Annotated in this window: 17 protein-coding genes and 1 pseudogene; 17 read left to right on the forward strand and 1 reads right to left on the reverse strand. The window is 34.1% G+C overall.

Annotated features, from left to right (window positions below; all coding sequences use genetic code 11):
• The first annotated feature begins 147 nt into the window (after nt 1-147).
• The 12 genes and pseudogenes from PGC35_RS06755 to PGC35_RS06810 all read left to right on the forward strand — a co-directional run bounded on the left by PGC35_RS06755 (nt 148) and on the right by PGC35_RS06810 (nt 13,485).
• On the forward strand, nt 148-1,044 hold the full coding sequence (locus PGC35_RS06755; protein WP_375218621.1) for an aminoglycoside phosphotransferase family protein: 897 nt from the start codon (nt 148-150) through the stop codon (nt 1,042-1,044).
• Between the two features lie 80 nt (nt 1,045-1,124).
• The gene (locus PGC35_RS06760) at nt 1,125-1,700 is read left to right on the forward strand and encodes a lysophospholipid acyltransferase family protein (RefSeq protein ID WP_375218622.1); all 576 of its coding nucleotides are present in this window, start codon (nt 1,125-1,127) and stop codon (nt 1,698-1,700) included.
• A 149-nt stretch (nt 1,701-1,849) separates the two neighbouring features.
• On the forward strand, nt 1,850-2,653 hold the full coding sequence (locus PGC35_RS06765; protein WP_375218623.1) for a DUF4097 family beta strand repeat-containing protein: 804 nt from the start codon (nt 1,850-1,852) through the stop codon (nt 2,651-2,653).
• Nucleotides 2,654-3,279: 626 nt separating this feature from the next.
• A complete protein-coding gene (locus tag PGC35_RS06770; protein ID WP_375218624.1) occupies nt 3,280-4,086 on the forward strand; it encodes a YitT family protein in 807 nt (268 codons plus the stop codon).
• Nucleotides 4,087-4,206: 120 nt separating this feature from the next.
• On the forward strand, nt 4,207-5,109 hold the full coding sequence (locus PGC35_RS06775; protein ID WP_375218625.1) for an aminoglycoside phosphotransferase family protein: 903 nt from the start codon (nt 4,207-4,209) through the stop codon (nt 5,107-5,109).
• Between the two features lie 103 nt (nt 5,110-5,212).
• A complete protein-coding gene (locus tag PGC35_RS06780; protein WP_375218626.1) occupies nt 5,213-6,577 on the forward strand; it encodes a sigma-54 interaction domain-containing protein in 1,365 nt (454 codons plus the stop codon).
• Nucleotides 6,578-6,759: 182 nt separating this feature from the next.
• Entirely contained in the window at nt 6,760-8,082 is a 1,323-nt protein-coding gene (gene brnQ, locus PGC35_RS06785) for a branched-chain amino acid transport system II carrier protein (protein WP_375218627.1), read from the forward strand.
• Nucleotides 8,083-8,263: 181 nt separating this feature from the next.
• Complete coding sequence (locus PGC35_RS06790) at nt 8,264-9,847, forward strand: spore germination protein (protein WP_375218628.1); 1,584 nt, start codon at nt 8,264-8,266, stop codon at nt 9,845-9,847.
• 39 nt (nt 9,848-9,886) lie between these two features.
• Nucleotides 9,887-11,037 (forward strand): annotated as a pseudogene (locus PGC35_RS06795) (Ger(x)C family spore germination protein).
• A gap of 5 nt (nt 11,038-11,042) precedes the next feature.
• Entirely contained in the window at nt 11,043-11,270 is a 228-nt protein-coding gene (locus PGC35_RS06800) for a hypothetical protein (RefSeq protein WP_375218629.1), read from the forward strand.
• Nucleotides 11,271-11,290: 20 nt separating this feature from the next.
• Complete coding sequence (locus PGC35_RS06805) at nt 11,291-12,403, forward strand: GerAB/ArcD/ProY family transporter (RefSeq protein ID WP_375218630.1); 1,113 nt, start codon at nt 11,291-11,293, stop codon at nt 12,401-12,403.
• Between the two features lie 125 nt (nt 12,404-12,528).
• Nucleotides 12,529-13,485, forward strand: a complete 957-nt coding sequence (locus PGC35_RS06810) for a tyrosine recombinase XerC (protein WP_375218631.1) — start codon at nt 12,529-12,531, stop codon at nt 13,483-13,485.
• 128 nt (nt 13,486-13,613) lie between these two features.
• Here PGC35_RS06810 and PGC35_RS06815 read toward each other — a convergent pair whose 3' ends face one another.
• Nucleotides 13,614-15,359: a glycoside hydrolase family 13 protein gene (locus PGC35_RS06815; protein WP_375218632.1), complete on the reverse strand. Its 1,746-nt coding sequence runs from the start codon at nt 15,357-15,359 to the stop codon at nt 13,614-13,616.
• Nucleotides 15,360-15,722: 363 nt separating this feature from the next.
• Here PGC35_RS06815 and PGC35_RS06820 point away from each other — a divergent pair, with 363 nt between their 5' ends.
• From PGC35_RS06820 to PGC35_RS06840, 5 genes are all read left to right on the forward strand, one after another.
• A complete protein-coding gene (locus tag PGC35_RS06820) occupies nt 15,723-17,015 on the forward strand; it encodes an extracellular solute-binding protein (RefSeq protein WP_375218633.1) in 1,293 nt (430 codons plus the stop codon).
• Between the two features lie 144 nt (nt 17,016-17,159).
• Nucleotides 17,160-18,440, forward strand: coding sequence for a carbohydrate ABC transporter permease (locus tag PGC35_RS06825; RefSeq protein ID WP_053589554.1), 1,281 nt, complete (start codon nt 17,160-17,162; stop codon nt 18,438-18,440).
• On the forward strand, nt 18,440-19,282 hold the full coding sequence (locus PGC35_RS06830; protein WP_375218634.1) for a sugar ABC transporter permease: 843 nt from the start codon (nt 18,440-18,442) through the stop codon (nt 19,280-19,282). The genes PGC35_RS06825 and PGC35_RS06830 overlap by 1 nt, the downstream gene beginning before the upstream one ends.
• A gap of 21 nt (nt 19,283-19,303) precedes the next feature.
• Nucleotides 19,304-20,833, forward strand: coding sequence for an alpha-amylase family glycosyl hydrolase (locus tag PGC35_RS06835; protein ID WP_375218635.1), 1,530 nt, complete (start codon nt 19,304-19,306; stop codon nt 20,831-20,833).
• 84 nt (nt 20,834-20,917) lie between these two features.
• Nucleotides 20,918-22,582, forward strand: coding sequence for an alpha-glucosidase (locus PGC35_RS06840; RefSeq protein ID WP_375218636.1), 1,665 nt, complete (start codon nt 20,918-20,920; stop codon nt 22,580-22,582).
• The last annotated feature ends 57 nt before the right edge of the window (nt 22,583-22,639 follow it).

A 22,639-nucleotide genomic window follows, 5' to 3' on the forward strand; every position in this document is an offset into this window, starting at 1 on the left:
AAAATTCGGATTCATTTTAAAGCCAGTCTCTTTTCTTTTAAAAGAAGAGCAGATTGGTTTTTTTGTTGTGTCATTGGGTGTAATAATTTAGTAATATTAATGCTAGTGTTGGAATTTTTAAAAAACAAAATTAGAAGGAGGTAAATGATGTTTAAACCAGATATTCCATTTCTAAAAAAATGTACATCTTATCAAAAAATAGATGAAGGTTATTCGGAAGACGAGAAATGGTGTGTAGATGGAATATATTTACTTCGTTTTTCTCCACAAACAGATATAAAAAAGTTAGAAATGCAAGCGGAACTAATAAATGCTGTTCATGCACTCGATTCCCATATTCCATTTGTACATAATATCGGAGTTTTTAATGACAAAGCCTATATGATTTTGGACTATATAAATGGAGAAAATGGGGAAACTGCCTTGCCGAGTAAAAGCGAAACGACTCAATACGAAATTGGCCTGCAGGTAGGAAAGACACTTAAGAACATGCATAGTATTTCAGCTCCTGTAGGGTATCCAAGTTGGGATGAAACATGGGGAAATAGAATAGCTAGACAAGCACCGCTGTTTGAAGAAATTGTTAAAAAAAATCCTAAATATAAATGCATATTGCCATTTATAAAGGAAAATCTTCATTTATTAAAAAATCGACCAAGTAGTATTCAACATTATGATTTTCATCCTGGTAATATATTAATCGATGAAAACCGATTTTCAGGCTTAATTGATATGCAAAAAATACGATATGCGGATCCTATCAATGAATTTTATAAGATGGAATATTTTAATGTACAGACAAGTAAAGCCTATTCATGTGGAGTAGTAGATGGTTATCACAACATGGAGGAGATCCCTTTCTCTTTTTGGGAATTACATCGGTTGTATGCAGCCATGCATATTGTGTCTGCAGAAGTATGGGGCCATGAAATTGCAATTAAACAGTTGGAGAAGTTTCAAGGATATACAAGGTTTACACTAGATCAGTTTGACAATTTTACGTTAGACGTTCCTAAATGGTACAACAAACCTAATTATTTTTAACCTTAAGTCTAGTTTTTTTAAAATTATTCTTTATAATTAGCACTAGGTACTAAAACTAGATGATAAAAAAGGTGAGAATTATGTATCGATTTACATTAACATTAGCAAAAATAGTTGTACGGTTGTTTGGGAAAGTAGAGGTTCAAAACAAGCATTTGTTACTTAAAAACGAAGGATATATTGTTACTTGTACACATAGAGGATGGTTAGAAATAGTAATTCTAGGGATGTGTATCCCAAGTCCGATTCATTTTATGGCAAAGAAAGAGCTTTTTCAAAATAAAATAGTTGGTTCATTTTTGAAAAAAATAAATGCATTTCCTGTGGACAGAGAAAATACTTCTCCAAGCAGCATAAAGAAACCTGTAAAATTATTAAAAGCTGGAGAAGTAGTTGGAATATTTCCGAGCGGCACACGCACTGCTGAGGAAGTGCCTCTAAAAAGAGGTGCTGTTACGATAAGCAATTTAGCTAAAGCACCAATTATTCCTGCACTTTACGTTGGACCGCGTACACTAAAAGAGTTATGGAATATGAAAAAAGCAACGATTATCTTCGGTGAACCAATATATATAAAAACCAATAACAAAGAAGAATTGACCGTATATACAGAGCTATTAAACGAAAAAACGAAAGAATTAGAACAACAGATTTAGTATTTCAACTTAGTTTCTCCAATTATATACGTACTTTTAAATACGTCTTAAGGCTGAGATCATTTCACTTCTTCAGGCCATTGGAATGATTTCTGCCTACCGTATAATAAGGTTATAACAAGTAAACCATTAATTGGGGGATATAGAAGATGAATCTAAAGAAAATTGCTATCATATCATTGTTTATTTTATTGGCGGGAGCAGCAATTAATATTGTCTTGAACTTAAAAGATACACTCGTGCTGAAATCAGACGAAATAATTGTGAAAGATCAATCATACAACAATATTCAGATAACGTCAGATAATGCTACTGTAGAACTTTTACCTTCGAAAAGCGAAGAAGCAAAAGTTGTATTCTCAGGAAAATCAAAAAAAAGAACGAAATACAATTTTTCCGTTGATGTAAAAGGAGATACGTTGGAAATTGAATTAATAGAAAAGCGCTGGGATTTTATTCAGTTTGGTTTTTCCTCTCTAAATACTAAGTTAACAGTATATGTACCAGAAAAAGAATACAATGAGTTAAAAACAGAGTTGGAAAATGGACGTATCATAGTGGAAAATGCGCATTTCAAAGATGCATTTCTAGTTACTAACAATGGTTCTATCCAATTAAAAGATATTCAAGCAGAGAACGTAAATGTTGAATCTGATAATGGACAGATACTAATGGAAGAAGTAAATGGTAAGATTAAAGCGGAAACAAACAATGGACGAATCATATTTCTTTCAACTAATTTAGAAAGATCTATTGAGTTGGAAACAGATAATGGATTTATTGAAATACAAACTGACAAAGAACCTCAAAATGTTACAATTGATGCAAATGTAGATAACGGTAAGATTGATATCTTCGGTTCATCCAACAAACAATCTATATTTGGAAACGGTGAAAACTTAATCAAGTTAGAAACAGATAACGGAAAAATTACGGTTAAAAATACAAAATAGCAAAAAATGTTTGAGTATAAAATTTATAGATAAGACTGTAGACAAACTTCAAGGATTTTGAGTTTTTCTATAGTCTTTTTTCTATTAAAATAAAAAAATTGATAAATAGAATTACGATTTCCGCTCGCGGCGGACGCTTTCCGCGGGCGGGGCCGAGCCGCTTCCTTCGCAAAGCTCAGTCCAGGGTCTCGGCTGTCCCGCTTTTCCCGCTGGAGTCGCCGCCTCCGCTCCAATCGTTATATTGGATAATTACAATGATATAAGTTATGGATTTACATTTGCTGCCATGAATTTGAAGAAACTCACCACTTTGAAATGGCTACAAGCTTAAGTATAGGGAAAAATGCTCAAAAAGTATTCCCTAAACTTAAGCTTGGTTTTTTCCTCGCCAAAATACATAATTATTGGCAAAAGGTATCGAGAGAAAGACCACTCGATACCTTTTGTCGACAATCTGATCTATTGATTAAAATCTATCGGTTTCTTCTTGTTGACTTGCTTAATTTTCTCTGATAAATTAAATTCTATCTAAATTTATAATGAATAAAACCTGTAAAAGATGTGAAAACTCGTCCTTTAATGAGGGCGAGTTTTTTTATGAAAAGGTAAGAAGGAGTATTAATTTTATGAAAAACTTAATAATTATCATCAGTTCACTCATTATAGCATTTGGTTTCAATTGCTTCCTAGTTCCGCATGGTATTTTGAGTAGTGGAATCAGTGGAATCGCTATTTTGCTTGGAATAATTACACCATTTGATACTGGTATCTTGAACTTTGCCCTAAATTTACCTATTGTCATTTTAGGTTATTTTAAACTTGGAAAAATGATAACCTTTAATACGCTTTTATGCGTTGTTTCTCTTTCTTTTTTCTTGTATATAATACCAACTGAACCAGTTACAAATAACATTTTGCTTTCATCTATTTTTGGTGGGATTATAGGTGGACTTGGAGTAGGGATTATCTTAAAGTACTCAGGTACTTCAGGTGGTTTAGATATCATTGCCATTATTGTATCAAGAATGAGTAATGTAAGTGTTGGCATGTTACTAACGGCCATGAATGGACTGATTGTTTTAATATCTGGTACGATTTTTAACTGGGAAATTGCTTTATATACACTTTTATCTATTTATCTTACTGGAAAAATGGTGGACACCATTTATACGAATCATGAAAAATTAACGATGCAAATTGTTACTACACAAGGGGAACTGATTCGAAAAGAGCTGTTGACTACGATTTATCGTGGTGTAACAATTACTGATGGATACGGTGGTTATACATTAGAGCAGAAGCAAATTTTGATGATGGTCGTTACCCGATACGAAACTATGCAAATAAAACAAATAGTACGTAAGCATGATAACAATGCTTTCATTAACATATTTGAAACAGTAGAAGTAGACGGAAAATTTGCTAGGAATTAAATTGAGAGCTGATGCCACCCAAGGTATCAGCTTTTCTTATTACTCATTTTTGTCTTTGCTGTTTCGTGGAATAGGGTTACACTTTAAAATGAAATTAGGGAAAAGGAGTTTTCAACTATTATGTACCCAGAAAGATTTGAGAAAAAAATAATAGGTGCTTTTGGTAAAGACGGAAAGGAATTCTTATATTCCTTAGAGACGACCATAAAAGAATTTTTACATAAATGGAACCTAATTTCAGAGGGGCCAGTCGATAATTTGTCTTATAATTATGTTTTAAAAGTAAAAGATCAAGATGAAAACCTTGCCATTTTAAAACTAGGTGTTCCAAATTACGATTTTAAGAATGAGATTCGAACACTTCAAACTTATAAGGGTAAGGGGTGTGTAAAATTATTAGATGCTGATGCGGAAAAAGGTGTAATGCTGTTAGAGCATTTGCTTCCTGGAACTATGTTAAATATAGTGGAGGAACAAGAGGCTATTAAGTATTTTGCTAAAGTATGGATGGAAATTCGGAGACCGATCAAAGGAGATTCTAATCATCCCTTCATAAAAAATTGGCTAACTGCATTTGATCGTTATTTAGAGACCTATTCTATAGAAGAGGGACCAATATCAAATGATTATATCTACTTGGCAAAAACTTTCTATAGCGAAATAACAGATTCTTCTAAAGGTAATGAACTATTGCATGGAGATTTACATCATGAAAATATTTTATTCTCGGAAACATACGGTTGGATTGCTATTGATCCAAAAGGAGTAATTGGTGATCCCTATTTTGATTTAATTTCTTTTCTCACGAATCAGTTGTTTGATAAACCGAATCCTCAGCAATTATTTAAGAATAGAGTGGTTTCTCTTTGTGATGAGATGAACTTGGACAAAGAGCGGCTTTTGAAAGCTGGGTTTACGATGTCTACTCTATATGCATGTTGGGGAATGGAGGATAATGATTCAGAATGGGAACGTTCTTTTACATGCGCGCAGTGGTTTAACGAACTAAGGGGTATCATATAATTGGTTACGCTACATCTAAATAGACTATAATAACAGAAAATATTGTATCTCAGTTGATCCCAATCTTCTCGAGTTGCTTAGTAAAGAAAGGACGGGCAAATATATGAATATCAATGAAATATATCATTTGTCTGATTATGACAATGTATTAATAGTCGATGAAAACGGGATTACAATTTTTTACGATCTGGCAGATTTAAATATCTTAAAACAACTCGGTCTTAGACCAGAAGAGTTTTTGAGAAAAAATGTAACATCCTTTTATCAAAACTTTACGAATGATAATAGTACTTTAATGACCGTATTAAGCACAGGTGAAGCATTATGGAATATAGAACAACGATTGACATCAACGAATGGTTTTTCTTATCTATCAAAAAGCTCTACCTTTCCTATAAAGAAAGGAGCTTCAATTATAGGGGCTATCGAGTTTTCTAAGCATTTTTATGAAATACAAGATATGGAGAAGCTTGAACGATTTGCTGATCATAAAATTTATAGAAAAAATAATACAATCTATACAATCGATAATTTAATTTCTGAAAGTACTGTAATGCAAGAAGTAAAAAATAAAATTAGCAAAGTTTCCAATACTGATTCAACCGTTCTTATTTATGGAGAAACTGGGACCGGAAAAGAGATTGTTGCTCAATCTATACATAATTTAAGTACTCGATATACTCAGCCATATATATCTATAAATTGTGCGGAAATCCATGAGGACCTCTTGGAAAAAATTCTTTTTGGGACCGAAAAAGATAGTTCGACTCTAACACCAGTTATTACTGGTTTGTTAGAGCAAGCTAATGGCGGAACTATCTTTTTAGATGAAGTGAACGCATTGGATATTAAACTACAAGCGAGGCTATTAAAAGTAATTGAAGACAAAACGATCAGAAGAGTTGGAAGTAATCAGGATATTCACTTGAATATTCGACTAATTGCTGCTACAAATGAGGATCCAGATAAATTAGTAAGTGAAAAGGGATTAAGGGAAGATTTGTATTACCGTTTAAGCGTTTTCCGAATAGACTTACCTTTATTGGCAGAGCGAAAAGAGGATATTAGAGTCCTAACCAATTATTATATTCAATTTTATAATCGTCATATGCAAATGAAAATCGATCATATAGAAGACGATGTTTTACTTGTATTTCAGCAATATAACTGGCCAGGAAATGTTCGAGAATTAAAGAATGCTATTGAAACTGCCTATAATAATGCAAGTACAAAAAATATTACTCTGAATGATATACCTTCAAAAATTTCGAAATTCAAAAATAAATTGGTAAATATATTTAAATCAGATAAACCTATAAATTTGAAAGATAAAGTGGAGGAATATGAAAGAGGTTTGATTGTTCTTGAGCTACAGCATACTGGTGGGAAATTAGCCGAAACAGCAAGAAGACTAGGAATATCCAAACAATTACTTAAATACAAAATGGAAAAATATGAATTAAGGTAAAAATATTTTTACAAAAGGGGGTGAAAAATTTACCTCCTTTTATTATTGTCACTAATTAATTATTATAAGGATAACTATTAGAAAATTAAAACTTGGGGGTCAATTAGGGCAGACGAACTGCTCTTGATTTCTTGTTAATTTTGTAAGGGTTTTCAAAGTGGTTTTATGAGAGAGGGTCAAAAATGAGTAAAAAAGTTCAACACAGTTTATTAGTAGGATTTGCTTTATTTGCAATATTCTTTGGGGCAGGTAATTTAATTTTTCCGCCTTCCATTGGTAACGCTTCTGGAAGTGAATGGATTATAGCATTAATCGGTTTTTGTGTTACAGGAATCGTTTTGCCGCTTCTAGCAGTGATCGCTATATTAAATGCTGGAGGGAAATTTGAAGATTTGACGAGACCAATTAGCCCTTGGTTTTATAAAGTATTTAACTTATTATTAATGGTTGGTATTGGAATGTTCGTTACAATCCCACGTATGTCTGCAACGACGCATGAACTTGGTGTTCATCAATTGTTTCCAGGCGTTCCTTCCATTGTGACTATCATAGTATTTTTTGCTATTTGTTTTTACTTTGCTATGGATAAATCAAATGTAATTGATAAGATTGGTAAAGTACTTACACCTTTGTTAGTCATTATTCTTCTATTTATCGTAGGAAAAGGTATTTTTGATCCAATTGGTATACCGGAAGTCTCAAATATTAAAAATGCTTTTTCAAATGCTTTTATTAGTGCTTACCAAACTGGAGATGTTGTAACAGGAATATTTTGTGCGCCTATATTTATAGCTGCTATTGCTAGTTATGGGTATAAGGGACAACAAGCACGTAAAATGGCTATTACTGGAACGATTATTGCCGGGTTAGGATTACTCGTTGTATATGGTGGATTATTATTTCTTGGAGCATCAGGAAGCGGATTATTCCCAACTGATATTGGAGATACAGCTTTAGTATCTGCGTTAATCGATATTTCACTTGGAGGTTTTGGTGCAATTGCCTTAGCAATCGCTATAGCATTGGCTTGTTTAACATCTGCTATTGGAGTTGTTGCAGTAATTGCAGATTTCTTGAATGATCTTACTAAAGAAAAATTAAGTTATCGTACTTGGGTTTTAATTATTTGTGTTACTGGAGTAGTTATCGGTTCATTTGGTGTCGAAAATATTGTGAATTATACAATGCCAATTTTCACAGCTTTATATCCCGTAGCAATCGTATTAGTTATATTAGGTACTTTCCGAAATTTTGTACCAAATGCTGGTTCATATAGAGGAACAATCTTATTAACATTTATCGTTAGTTTAATAGAAACAGTTAGTTCCTTAGGGGTTCAAGTTCCATTATTGTCGACTTTTGTTTCAAAATTACCATTAAGCTCAGATGGATTCAGCTGGTTAGTGCCAGCAATCGTAGGTTTTATTATTGGCACAATTCTTCACAAGTCTAAAGATCAACAGAATGACTCAATTAAACCAACTAAACCTATAGAAGCTGAATAAACATAAAAATTCGCATGTTAGGGGTTTTATGTAAGAGTTTCTGAGTGAAAATATATATATTGAAATACCAAGAGTGAAATGAACTCTTGGTATTTTTTTATTCTTATTCTAGTTAAAAAAGATTAAAACAACTAGTGATTGGTAATGCTTTCTTTATAATAGGAAAGAATTGAGGGAGATAATGAGTTTCTTTAAAAATAAACATAATATTGTCCTAAATCCCTTGTCTCCGACCGCTAGTATGAAAGTTGAGTCAAAGGACATGACTTTTTTATATTCAAACCTAAAAGAAAATTTACAACTTATAAAAGATTCCCTCGGAGAAAGCACAGATATTATTTTTCGTGAGCTTAAATTCGGTCCAGGTGGTGCTATAAGTGCCGGAATTATATATACAGATGGATTAAGCGATACAAGTTCTTTACAAAATTTCATTATGGAAACTTTGATGCTGGATTTTAAAAATAATGAACTAAATACTAATCCTAATCTGATGAACAACTTAAAGGACTTTGCAATGACGGTTGGTGAAATTAAAGATTTAACTAGATTTGAGGATTTATTCACTGCTTTGTTATCTGGAGATGCGATATTTTTAGTCGATGGCTATTCGACTGGATTTATCATCGGTAATAAGCACTGGATAGAACGGGGAGTAACAGAACCATCAGCCCAAAGCGTTATAAGAGGTCCAAGAGAAGCATTCTCTGAAAATTTACGAGTTAATACTGCATTGATCCGAAGAATTATAAAAGACAAGAATTTATGGATGGAATCATCAGAAGTCGGGAAACGCACTAAAACAAATATTGCAATAATGTATATAAACGGAGTAGCTGATGAAAAAGTAATCCAAGAGTTGCGACAAAGACTAAAACGGATAGATATAGATGGAATATTGGAAAGTGCAAATATTGAGGAGTTTATACAGGATTCTCAATATTCTCCTTTTCCAACTGTATATAATACAGAACGTCCAGATATCGTTTCAGCTGCATTATTAGAAGGCCGAGTAGCACTTTTAGTTGATGGGACACCTTTTGCATTAATTATTCCAGCATTATTTGTTCAGTTCTTTCAGTCTTCTGAGGATTATTATCAGCGTACAATCATGGCCAGTTTTATTCGATCTCTTCGATTTGTATCATTTGGAATATCCATGCTAGCTCCTTCCTTTTATATTGCTGTTATTACATTTCATCATGAAATTATTCCACCGGATTTACTCATTAGTTTGGCAGCACAACGTGAGGGAGTTCCTTTTCCTGCTTTTATAGAAGCAGTTATTATGGAACTTACCTTCGAAATATTACGCGAAGCAGGACTTAGAATGCCTCGTGTTATTGGTTCAGCAATGTCAATAGTAGGGGCATTTGTTATTGGAACCGCTGCGGTAGAAGCGGGTATTATTTCGGCAGCAATGGTTATCGTGGTATCTATTACTGCTATATCAAGCTTTGTATCCCCAACGTATGATATTGCAGTTGCCGGAAGAATACTACGTTTTCTTTTTATGATTATAGCAAGTGCGTTTGGATTATATGGCATACTCATAGCCTTAATCGCACTATTATTGCATTTATCTAGTTTAAAATCTTTTGGGGTTCCCTACATGTCTCCACTAGGACCATTTAGTGCTTCTGGACAAAAAGATACGTTTGTTCGTTTACCAATTTGGAAGATGTTATTTCGTCCTAGTTTAATATCAAAAAATAAAAGAAGACAAAATTACTCAAAACCATCTAGAGAATCAAGGGGAAAGTAAATGAAGAAATGCTTGATTGTTTTATCATTACTTAGTCTCATGTTAACTGGCTGTTGGGATAAACGAGAATTAAATGAGTTAGCTTTAGTAATGGGGCTAGGAATAGATAAGATAGATGATGAATATCAAGCTTCTATTCAAGTCGTCTTACCTGGAGAAGTTTCTCCTATAAAGGGAGGTACTGGTCGTTCTCCTGTTACTCTGTTTATAGCTAAAGGTAAAACTATTAATGAAGCGATTCGGAATGTAACATCAATTTCACCAAGAACATTGTACATAGGACATCTTCAAATGGTGATTATTGGAGAGGAGTTGGCGCAAGAAGGAATTGGTTCCCTTTTAGATTATTTATCAAGATATTGGGAAGCTCGATCTGATTTTTATTTAGCTATTGCAAAAGATAGTACCGCTGAAAAAATATTAAACGTGCAAACTACTTTAGAAAACATACCGGCTAATAATTTCTTTCATATACTTAAAACATCCGAAGAAAGTTTATCCAGTACCACAGCAATGACACTAGCTAAACTTATTATTGATTTAGAACGAGAGGGTAAAGAAGGCGTTTTAACTGGAATCAAAGTGTTAGGAGATGAGAAGAGCGGCTCTAGTAAACAGAACGTGGAGACTATACTTCCTTCTGCTTATTTAAAATTGGAAGAGATAGCTGTATTTAACAATGACAAGCTCGTAGGTTGGTTGTCTCCAGAGGAAGGTAAAGGATATAACATTATAACGAACCATGTAAAAAATACGATAGGTATCTTGTCTTGCCCTGATGAAGGGACATTAAATGTGCATGTATATACTTCTAAAACAAAATTAAAAAGTAAAATGGTGAATGGGAAACCAGAAATAGAAGTTAGTGTTGATCTAACTGGGAATGTTGGAGAAGTGGATTGTCAAATTGATCTAAAAAATGAAGAAACCTTGAAAAAGCTAAAGAAGCTCTACGAAGAGGAAATGAAAAAAATATAAATGATACGGTTAAATTTGTACAAGAGGAATTGGGTTCAGACATTTTTGGATTTGGTGCGGAAATCTATCAACAGCATCCAAAAGAATGGAAAAAATTAAAGAATAACTGGGATGAAGAGTTTAAAGAAGTACCTGTCAATATAAATGTAAAAGTTGAAATTAGACATACGGGTTCTGTTATTAATCCGATTCTAAAAACGATAAAGGATTGAAACTTGTGGTAAGTAGTGTAGGTATTTTATTATTGACGGCTGTGATAATAATTATAGAGGTTCCGTCACTTGTTCAACAAAAATTAAAAAAAGAATTAATAGTATTTATAATTCTGTTAGTGATTGGAGTTGTATCGGGTATTCTATATTCGTTTGATGTGAAACTGATGTCACCAGTAGATTTACTCGCTTATATTCTCCAACCAATTTACAATCTGTTTAGTAAAAGTTAAGTAATAGAGGATGTGTAAGGATGCAAAAAGAAAAAATAAGTTCCTTTCAATTTTTAGTTTTGGTTATTTTCTTTACGATTGGTTCAAGCATCCTCTATGTTCCATCCATTCTAGCTATTAAAATTGAGCAGGATTCTTGGATTGCAACTATTGTAGCCACATTGATTGGGTTGCTTGTTATTTGGTTATATACAATTATTTCTCTGTGGTTTCCGAAACTAACCTACATTCAAGTAAATGAAAAAGTATTTGGAAAAGTGTTAGGTAAAACCTTTTCAATACTCTTTGTACTTATGCTTTTTCTATATGCATCCTCTTTGCTCGCACACTCGGGTACATTTTTAATAACACAAATGTATCCGAAAACACCAATGGCTCCATTAAATATTTTGATGGCCATTATTATTGTAATGGGGGTTCGTTTAGGGATAGAAACAATTGCTCGTTCTGCAGAAATTTTAATAATTGTTTTTTTTATTCTCTTTATTCTTTTGAGTTTATCCATTTCTCCACAGATAAATTATGAGAATATCGAGCCATTTTTTCAAACAAAACCTTCAACTATTCTTGAGGCATCGTTTGTGTTGATAGTTGTTTCAACAGTGAATTCAATTACCTTATTAGTTATTTTTCCTGCTTTTTTGAAAGAAATTAAGAAAGCAAGGAGAAACTTTTTTGTAGGTAATATTGTTGGTAGTATTGTAATCATCCTAATCACCTTTTTGTGTATTTTTGTATTAGGTTCTAATACTATAGCAAGACAAGTTTATCCAAGCTATGCATTAGCGAAAGTGATTAATGTGGGCGACTTTTTAACGCGAATAGAGTCATTAATGGCTACCCTTTGGATTTTATGTTTATTTTTTAAATCTATTCTATATTTCTTTGCTGCAATTATTGGATTGTCACAAATATTAAATATAAAAGATTATCGCCCGTTGACGTATCCCTTAGGAATCATTATTGTTGTACTTTCCCTGCTCTTTTACCGAGATATTGTGGATCAATATGAGTTTGATGCAAAAATAGCGATAACACTGTCAACCATTGTTGGAATTGTAATTCCTATATTGCTAGTAGCGGTTTATATGCTACGTAAGAAAAAATTGAAGAAAGACCCTCAACACTTATAAAAACTTTAGAGTGGAATCACAAAAATAGAACAAAGGTTTCTTTTTTTGTAAATAAGGTTCCCAAATACATATTTGGGAACCTTATTTTGTGATAAAATAGGAGACAAAGAGGTGAGGTGAAAAAATTGCAAAGAGAGATACCGAAAATATTGAAGGACTTTTTAGTTTACTTAACAACTATTAAAGGAAAATCTTTAAGAACGAGAAAAGAATACGAGTACGACCTTAAATTGTTTTTTCGTTTTTTAAAGGCGATTGAAGATGACATAGATCCAGGTGAAATACAGACGATAAACATATCGGATATAAACATTGAATGGATTAGAGAAGTTACTTTAGAGAATATTTACTTGTTTTTGGAGTACTGTGAGGTCCAAAGAAATAATAGCACTGCTTCTAGAGCAAGAAAGGCAGCAACGATAAAATCATTTTTCAAATATTTAAAAGGAAAAAGAAGATTATTGGAGTATAATCCTGCAGATGAATTGGAGTCACCGAAAATAGGGAAAAAGAAACCAATTTATATGAATCAACAGGAAGCTGAACAGTTTATAGCAGCAATTAGAAGAAATAATCACTATTACCGTAATTTTAGTATGGTCATGTTCTTTTTAAATTTAGGGATTCGCGTTTCTGAACTATGCAATTTAAATATTAATTCGATACAAGGCAATTTGCTAAGTGTTATAGGCAAAGGTGATAAAGAACGAACAGTATTTATGAATAATGTATGCTTGAGATCTCTTGAAATATATAAAGAGAAGGAGAGAAAGTACATACATGGTGCAAGTAACCATGAAGCGCTCTTTTTGTCTCAAAAAGGAACGAGACTTACCCGTCAAACCGTTGCAAAGATTATTAAACAAATTAAGGAAGACGCTGGTATACAAAAAGAAAAAATAACCCCACATAAGTTAAGACATACTTCCGCAACAATCATGTATAAGAATGGGGCTGACATTCGAAGTCTACAACATATTTTGGGTCACACAAGTGTTTCTACTACTCAAATATACACTCATGTGGAGGATAAGGAGATTCAACAAGTAATCGATAATAATCCATTTAATCATTTAGAATAACATAATATTATTATGTAAACTAAATTATTTTATGGATTAGTTTACCAAAATAAAAGCAAACCGTCTCTTAACTATAGAGACGATTCACTTCTATTTTCATTTAATGTTTATGTCAGTCTATTCAATGTTTAGTTCGTGTAAGAGAGGATACAAAAACCTTTTTCTCCTATATTAATTTGTAAAGTCTCCATCTCAGCTTCGGAACTATAAAGAACCGAATAATCTAGATTTTCTTCTAAAGGAAAAGCTTGTTTTAAAGAGCTTGGGTTAAGTAGAACGATAATCGATTTGTTTTCAGAGAATTTTTGATAACCAAATATACCATTCTCTTCTGTTGGGAAAAGGAACTTTACCGATCCTTCATTTGCCAATAGTTTCTCTTTTTTTCGAAGTGTAATTAAAGTACGAATATGATTCTTTAACTCATCATGATGATTTTCAGTGTTCCATTCCATACATTTTCTACAGCCAGGATCCAATTCACCTGTAAGACCGATTTCGTCACCATAATAAATACAAGGCGTTCCCATAAATGTTAGTAGGATAGTGAAAACCTGCTTAGTTCGCTTTACATCATCTTCGCATTCAGTAAGAATTCTTGCAGTGTCATGACTACCAACTAGATTAAAAGTAAAATCAAAAATATTCTTCGGGTAACTGTAGTATACTTTACTCATATTTTCTACAAATTGTTTAGAACTGATCGTTTTCTTTGCTAACAGATTCAATACATTTGTCTTAAATGGATAGTTCATCACTGCATCAAACTGATCTCCTCTAAGCCAAGGCATTGAATCATGCCATATTTCCCCCAGTATATAAATATCCGGCTTTGCATCTTTGACTACAGTCCTGAACTCACGCCAGAAGGGATAGTCTACTTCATTTGCTACATCTAGTCTCCATCCGTCTATATCAAATTCTCTTATCCAATATGTCCCTACTTCAAGCAAATATTTTTTTACTTCTGGATTAGAAGTATTTAATTTTGGCATGGAGTCAACAAAACCAAATGCTTCGTAATTAGGTTTTGATCCATCTTGGACCGGAAAGCTATGAATGTGAAACCAATCTTTAAAACTAGAATTCTCACCTTTTTCTAAAACATCTTGAAAAGGAGGGAAATAGTATCCGCTATGATTGAAAACAGCATCAAGCATAACTTTAATTCCACGTTGATGACATTCAGTAATCAGCCTCTTTAAAGAGTCAGCGTCTCCAAACTGAGGGTCAAGTTCCATATAGTCGATCGTGTCGTACTTATGATTTGAATAAGCTTTAAACACAGGTGTTAAATAGATTCCATTCACGCCTATATCTGTTAGATGATCTAAGTGTTCTGTAATTCCTTCAAAATCTCCCCCAAAGAAATTATTCACTGCTGGTGGCTCGCTACCCCATGCTTTAGTGTTTTCCGGGTTTATAGAAGGATTCCCATTAGCGAAGCGCTCTGGGAAGATTTGATACCAAACAGTGTCCTTCACCCAACTTGGAGCATTGAAAAGTTCATTCTTATGAAGATAGGGAAAACAGAAATAATAATCACTGTCAGTAGGGGGGATATCATAAAATCCTTTTTCAGTATAGATGGATTCTTCAGTTAGGGATGTTAGTCTAAATCCGTATCGAATTCTACTAGTCTCGGAATAAGCATCCACTTCCCAGTAATCAAACAAATCGTCGTTTCCAACTAGGTTCATCGGAATTTCAGAAAACTGCCATTCTCCATTTTCCCATATATATGGATCACCCATAATTAATGAAGCCGCCTGTATATTACTTTTTTTCGTTTTAAGCCGTATTTGAAGGGTGTGATCGTCTAGTAAATATGCAAAATTGTCACTCGGTCTGTGAAAAATAGCTGCTTTTTCCATAACTTATCTCCTTTTGATGTTTAATCTCTTTCAGTACAATATTAAAGCTTTGGGATAGTAATACATGAAGCATTATAAATACGAATGAATAACGAAATATTAAATATTTTTTGAAAAAATAAAAAAGGGGATTGTGTACTCTTAGAATAAATGTATAATAAAACCATAAGTTGTGCAATCGCTTTCATAAATTTTATGTAAATAATAATCTCTTAATACCTTGAAAAATCAGTTCTGAAGAGATATTAGAAAAAATATATTCCTCTAACGAATTATATGTTAGCGTTTTCATTTAAATAATTGTGCAAGCGGTTGTCCAACTTGGGGAAGTCGAGAAAGATACAAATAGGAGGGGTTAAAGAAATGAAAAAGTCACTATCCATGTTAACCATGTTGGTTCTTATTGTTGCAATGCTTGCTGCCTGTGGACCAGATCGGGAAAGAACTACTCCAGTAAGCTCTAATGTCAATGAAATTACTGAAAACGCATCAGATGAACCTGCAAAACCAGAAAAACTAGTTGTATGGGAAGATACAGATAAATCAATTGCTTTGAAACCTGCAATTGAGTCTTTCGAAAAAGAAACAGGTATTAAAGTCGAGTTTAAAGAATTAGGTATGGCTGATAAAATGCGAGATCAGCTTCGTTTAGATGGTCCTTCTGGGACTGGAGCAGATGTCGTTACTTTACCGCATGATCAAATTGGTCAGGTTGTTACAGAAGGTTTAATTCAAGAAATAGAAGTAAGTGACGAAGTACTGTCAACTTTCACGGAATCTTCAGTGAATGCACAAAAATACGATGGTAAACTTTATGGATTACCAAAAGCTACTGAAACTCCAGTATTTATCTATAACAAAGCTTTGATGCCAGAAGCACCTAAAACAATGGATGAAGTATATGAGTTCTCAAAGAAATTTACAGATGGTAAACAGTTTGGATTTATCGCTGTGTGGGATGACTTTTACTTTGCTCATGGTGTAATAGCTGGGATGGGCGGATATGTATTTAAGGATAATGATGGTGCACTTGATCGTGAAGACGTTGGGTTGAATAACGAAGGAGCAGTTGAAGGAGCCGAATATATTCAAAAATGGTATAAAGAAGGATTGTTCCCAAAAGGAATCATAGGGGAAAGTGGTGGCTCTACTAGAGACGGACTTTTCAACGAAGGAAAAATTGCTTCTGTAATGAACGGACCATGGGCTTTCCAAAGCATGAAGGACGCTGGAATCGATATTGGGATTTCTGCTATGCCTACTCTACCAAATGGAGAGCATATGAAAACGTTTATGGGAGTTAAAGGTTGGCATGTAACAGCATTTACAGAGCATAAATATTGGTCTACAAAATTGGTGGAATGGTTAACAAACGAAGAGAATGCTAAAACTCGTTTCGAAACTACACAAGAAATCCCACCTGTAAAAACGTTGATTGAAGATCCAATTATTGCTGAAAATGAAGGTGCAAAAGCTGTAGCTCTTCAATCTCAGTATGCTGTACCAATGCCAAACATTCCTGAAATGAGTGAGGTTTGGGGGCCAGGTGCATCTGCATTGCAAACGATTGCTACAGGCAAAGCAGAGCCGCAAGCAGCAATGGATGATGCAGTAAAAACGATTAAGACAAATATTGAAACAAATCACCCTAATTAATGTTTGAAGGCAAAGGCATGTTTCCATCAGGAAGCATGGCTTTGCTTGTATATTAGTATTTTCATACAAAAAAATAAAAGCAAATGCTTGCGCAATAGTAGAGAAAACTCTCCTTTCAAAGGAAAGAAGGAGGCAACATGGGCAATGGACAGAAATGTCACAACCAAACATAAACGAAATGCGGGCATATTATCGATAATTCCTGGCTTCGGACAATTTTATAACAGACAGATTGTGAAGGGTATTATTTTCCTCGTATTAGCTGCAGCATTTTTTGGTAGCTTTTCTCAAACTTTAAGTTGGGGATTTTGGGGATTATTCACACTTGGTGAGATTCCAATTCTTGACCATTCCATCTTCTTGCTAATAGATGGAATTATCGCTTTGCTTGTAGCCATAATTGGTTTAGTTATCTATGCTTTTAACATTTATGATGCTTATTATAATGGGAGAAAACGAGATGAAGGCTTTGCTTTAAACAGTGTGAAGGAACAATATCATAACCTCTTGGACAATGGCTTTCCATATTTGATGATATCCCCTGGTTTTTTATTGTTAATCTTCGTTGTTATATTTCCTATCATTTTTGTTATTCTACTATCTTTTACTAACTATGATTTGTACCATTCTCCACCTGCAAAACTAGTTGATTGGGTAGGAATTCAAAACTATATTGATATCTTCAAATTGGATCTTTGGAGAAAAACATTCTTTGGAGTACTTGGATGGACTATAGTATGGACATTCGGAGCAACGACACTACAAGCAGCAATAGGAATCTTTTTAGCTGTATTAGTCAATCAAAAGGACTTGAAAGGAAAGGTAGTTTTTCGGACGATTTTGATTCTGCCATGGGCTGTACCGGCCTTTATCTCTATTCTAATTTTTTCTGGAATGTTCAATGAATCTTTCGGAGTAATTAATATGAGTATACTCCATTTTTTTGGTATTGAACCCCTTCCATGGATGACAGAAGAGTTATGGACACGTGTAGCCTTAATTTTTATTCAGTCATGGCTAGGCTTTCCATTTGTTTTTGCAATGACAACTGGGGTTTTACAGTCAATTCCTGATGAATTATATGAAGCTGCAAACGTGGACGGTGCTTCCATTTGGCAGAAATTTCGTAGTATTACTTTACCAATGGTTTTATACGCAACAGCACCGATTCTAATCACGCAGTATACATTTAATTTTAATAATTTCAATGTAATCTTCCTTTTCAACGGCGGGGGACCAGCTTTACCAGGGCAAAATGCCGGAGGTAGTGACATATTGATTTCCTGGATTTATAAATTAACGATGACTTCTGGTCAATATGGAAAGGCAGCAGCAATAACGATGTTATTATCAGTTGTTATTATTGCAGTTGCATTATGGCAATTCAAACGGACCAATTCATTTAAAGAGGAGGATATGATGTAATGACTAATAAGACAGAAAAGATTATCAGACTAACAGTTTCATATCTTCTCCTACTTATTGCAGTTGTGGTTGTCATTTACCCACTTCTTTGGGTAATAGGATCATCCCTTAATCCTGGACAAAGTCTTTCTGGATCCTCCATGTTTCCAGAAAATCCTACATTCAAGCATTATCTAGATCTGTTTGATACAGAAAAGTCTAATTATATTTTATGGTATATAAATTCCATGAAAATTAGTTTAATCACAATGGTTTTTGCTGTAATAAGTGTTTCTCTCACTGGTTATGCCTTTTCTCGTTATCGTTTTTTTGGACGAAAAAATGGGCTTCTTACTTTTTTGGTCTTGCAAATGATTCCTAACTTTGCTGCTCTTATAGCAATTTTTGTTCTTGCACAAAGAACAAATCTCTTAGACACTCATTTAGGGCTGATTCTTATATATGTAGGAGGACAAATCCCAATGAATACATGGTTGATGAAGGGATATCTTGATACTATTCCAAAGGAGTTAGATGAATCAGCTAGAATGGATGGTGCTGGACATCTTCGCATCTTTTGGCAGATTATTATGCCACTAGCCAAACCAATTATTGCGGTAGTAGCTCTATTTTCATTCATCGCTCCTTTTGGGGATTTTATCCTTGCTCGAATTATGCTACGTTCAGAGGAAAAATTTACGATGGGTGTTGGTTTATATGAATTGGTATCTAAGCAGTTCGGTAATGAGTTTACTACTTTTGCTGCCGGCTCGGTTTTGATTGCTATTCCAATTACCATCTTATTCTTGACTTTCCAGAAATACTTTATATCTGGCCTTACATCAGGTGGTACAAAGGGGTAAGAATTTGCCGGGAGGAAAGACATGAAAAAGTGTATTGTACTATTTGTATTAACTTTACTTTTAATTACTAATTTTAAATTTCAGCCTGTTCATGCAAACGAAGAGCGAAAGATGCAGGACGAGACCATCTATATGATTATGGTCGACCGATTCAATAACGGAGATGTTCGTAATGACAACGAAGCAAACTCAAATGACCCGCTAGCGTATCACGGTGGTGACTTTAAAGGCGTCATCGACAAGCTCGACTACTTAAAAGAAATGGGTTTCACAGCAATTTGGCTGACACCAATCTTTGAAAATACGGAAAAAGGCTATCATGGCTATTGGATAAATGATTTTTATAAAACAAATGATCACTTCGGTACGATGGAAGAATTCAAGACCCTCGTTAAAGAAGCTCATGATCGAGATATGAAGGTTATTTTAGATTTTGTCGTTAACCATGTAGGACCTAACCATGAGTGGCTATCCGATTCTAGTAAACAAGATTGGTTTCACGAAAAAAAACCGATTTCAAATTGGAACGATCCAAATGTAGTGGAGAATGGTTGGCTTTATGATCTACCAGATTTAAATCAGGATAACCCGGAAGTAAGAAAGTATTTAATAGATGCGGCAAAATGGTGGATTAACGAGACAGATATTGATGGTTACAGATTAGATACAGTAAAGCATGTTCCAAAGGATTTTTGGACGGAGTTTTCAGCTGCTGTTAAATCAGAAAAAGATTCCTTCTTTCTCATTGGTGAGGTATGGCATGATAATCCTAATGTAATTATAGGGTATCAGGATACAGGTATTGATGGGTTTCTTGACTTTTCGCAGAATGATAGTTTACGTACTGCTTTTGAAAAAACGGACCAATCATTAGGTTGGCTATTTTCAAATAATGATCGTAATCAAAAGACATTCGATAGACCTGAAAAGTTGGGGCAGTTTTTGGACACTCATGACATACCGAGGTTCGCTCATCTGGCAATTAACAATAACCAAGATCCGGTTACTCAAGTGAAGCAAGGTTTAACTTTTTTATATACGGCACCTGGAATACCAATTGTTTATTATGGAACTGAAAACGCTATGGATGGCGGAAATGACCCGGATAATCGTAGAATGATGGAATTTAATTCGAATGACGATTTAATTAACTATCTATCCAAGCTTGGGAAGTTGAGGCAAGACTTATCATCACTCACAAGAGGGAACATGGAACTTTTATATGAAGAAGAGGGAATGGCGGTATTCAAACGTACCTATCAAGCAGAAACAGTTGTTGTAGCAATCAATAATACTTCAGAAAGCCAAAAGGTAGTACTTACGGAAGGACTTGAAAAAGGAAAAGAATTAATAGGTCTGCTTAATGGGGGAAACTTTAAATCAGATGGGAAGCAATATTCCATTGAACTTAAAAGTGGCCAATCAGAAATATATGAACTTAGAAACCGCGGTGGAATTACTTGGATATATATAGCCGGTTCTATAGTTATTTTATTTGCAGTCTCCCTATATGTTTGGATTAAAAAGAGAAAAAAACAAAATGTGAATTAGCGAATGGCACGATCATATACGCTCCAGTCGACTGATTGCAGTAATATACTTTGTAAACTCAGAACGAGAGGAGTACTTTGTTATATGGAAAGAAAATGGTGGAAAGAAGCAGTATGTTATCAGGTGTATCCTAGAAGTTTTATGGATAGCAATGGGGATGGGATTGGTGATTTACGCGGAATCATTTCAAAGTTAGATTATTTGAAGAATTTAGGGGTAGATGTAATTTGGATTTGTCCGTTTTATAAGTCACCTAATGCTGATAATGGTTATGATATTAGTGATTATCAAGGTATTTCAAAACAGTTCGGAAACATTGAGGATTTTGATGAATTATTAAAACAGGTACATGCAAGAGGCATGAAGTTGATACTAGATTTGGTAATCAATCATACAAGTGATGAACATCCTTGGTTTATCGAATCCCGCTCCTCCAAAGATAATCCTAAGAGAGATTGGTATATTTGGAGAGATGGTAAAGAAGATGAAGCTCCAAATAACTGGGAGAGTATCTTCTCTGGAAGTGCATGGGAGTACGATTTGTTAACAAAACAATATTATCTTCATTTATTTGCTATTAAGCAGCCTGATTTAAATTGGGAAAACCGAGAAGTTCGAGAAGAATTATTTAAAATGGTTAATTGGTGGTTGGATAAAGGAATAGATGGATTCCGTGTAGATGCAATCAGCCATATAAAGAAGCGCGATGGAATGCCGGATATGCCTAATTCTCAAGGCGATAAATATGTCTCTGCTTTTGAAATGCACACAAACCAGCCTGGAATACAAGATTATTTAAAAGAGTTAAAAGAGGAAACTTTTTCAAAGTACGATATTATGACTGTTGGTGAAGCTAACGGAGTCAGCTTGGATGAAGCTGATGAATGGGTTGGGGAGGAAAATGGGAAATTTGATATGATTTTTCAGTTTGAGCACCTTGGCTTATGGAATAAGGAGCTAGATAAGACGGTAGATGTCATCGGTCTTAAAAAAACACTGACCAAATGGCAGAAAGGTTTACACCTTAAAGGCTGGAATGCTCTTTTCTTAGAAAATCATGACCAACCACGTAGCGTTTCTAGTTGGGGAAATGATCAAGAGCACTGGAACGAAAGTGCAAAAATGTTGGCTGCATTCTATTTTCTTATGCAGGGGACTCCTTTCATCTATCAGGGGCAGGAAATAGGGATGACAAATGTCAAATTTCCTACCATTGAAGACTATGATGATATCGGCATGAAGAATTACTATACTCTCGAGATTGCTAAAGGACGTTCACATGAGGATGTAATGGAAACAATTTGGACGAATGGACGTGACAATTCTAGAACGCCAATGCAATGGGATGATACGTTAAACAGTGGATTCACCGATGGTCTCCCTTGGATGAAAGTTAACCCTAACTATTTGAAAATCAATGTAAATTACCAACTGAATGATGAAAACTCTATTTATCATTTCTACAAAAGGATGATCCAATTGCGAAAAAATAACCCGATTTTTGTTTATGGGGAATATGATGTATGGCTTGAAAATCATCCTGATGTATATATATATACACGCTCATTCTTGGGTCAGTTTGCTGTTGTGCTTTGTAATTTCCGCCATTATGAATCGGAACTGAAGTTAGATGATCTTCCAAACCTTGAGGCTGAATTATTACTATTTAATTATGAAGATGCTCCTAGTCAATTAACAAAGGATGTTTTCCTCAAGCCTTATGAAGTAAGAGTGTATTTATTCAAATAGTAAGAAATGTATATGGAAGCTCCCAGTTTTAAAAATATAGTATTAGATACAATGTTT

Source organism: Psychrobacillus sp. PGGUH221, from assembly GCF_042055255.1.
GTDB lineage: Bacteria > Bacillota > Bacilli > Bacillales_A > Planococcaceae > Psychrobacillus.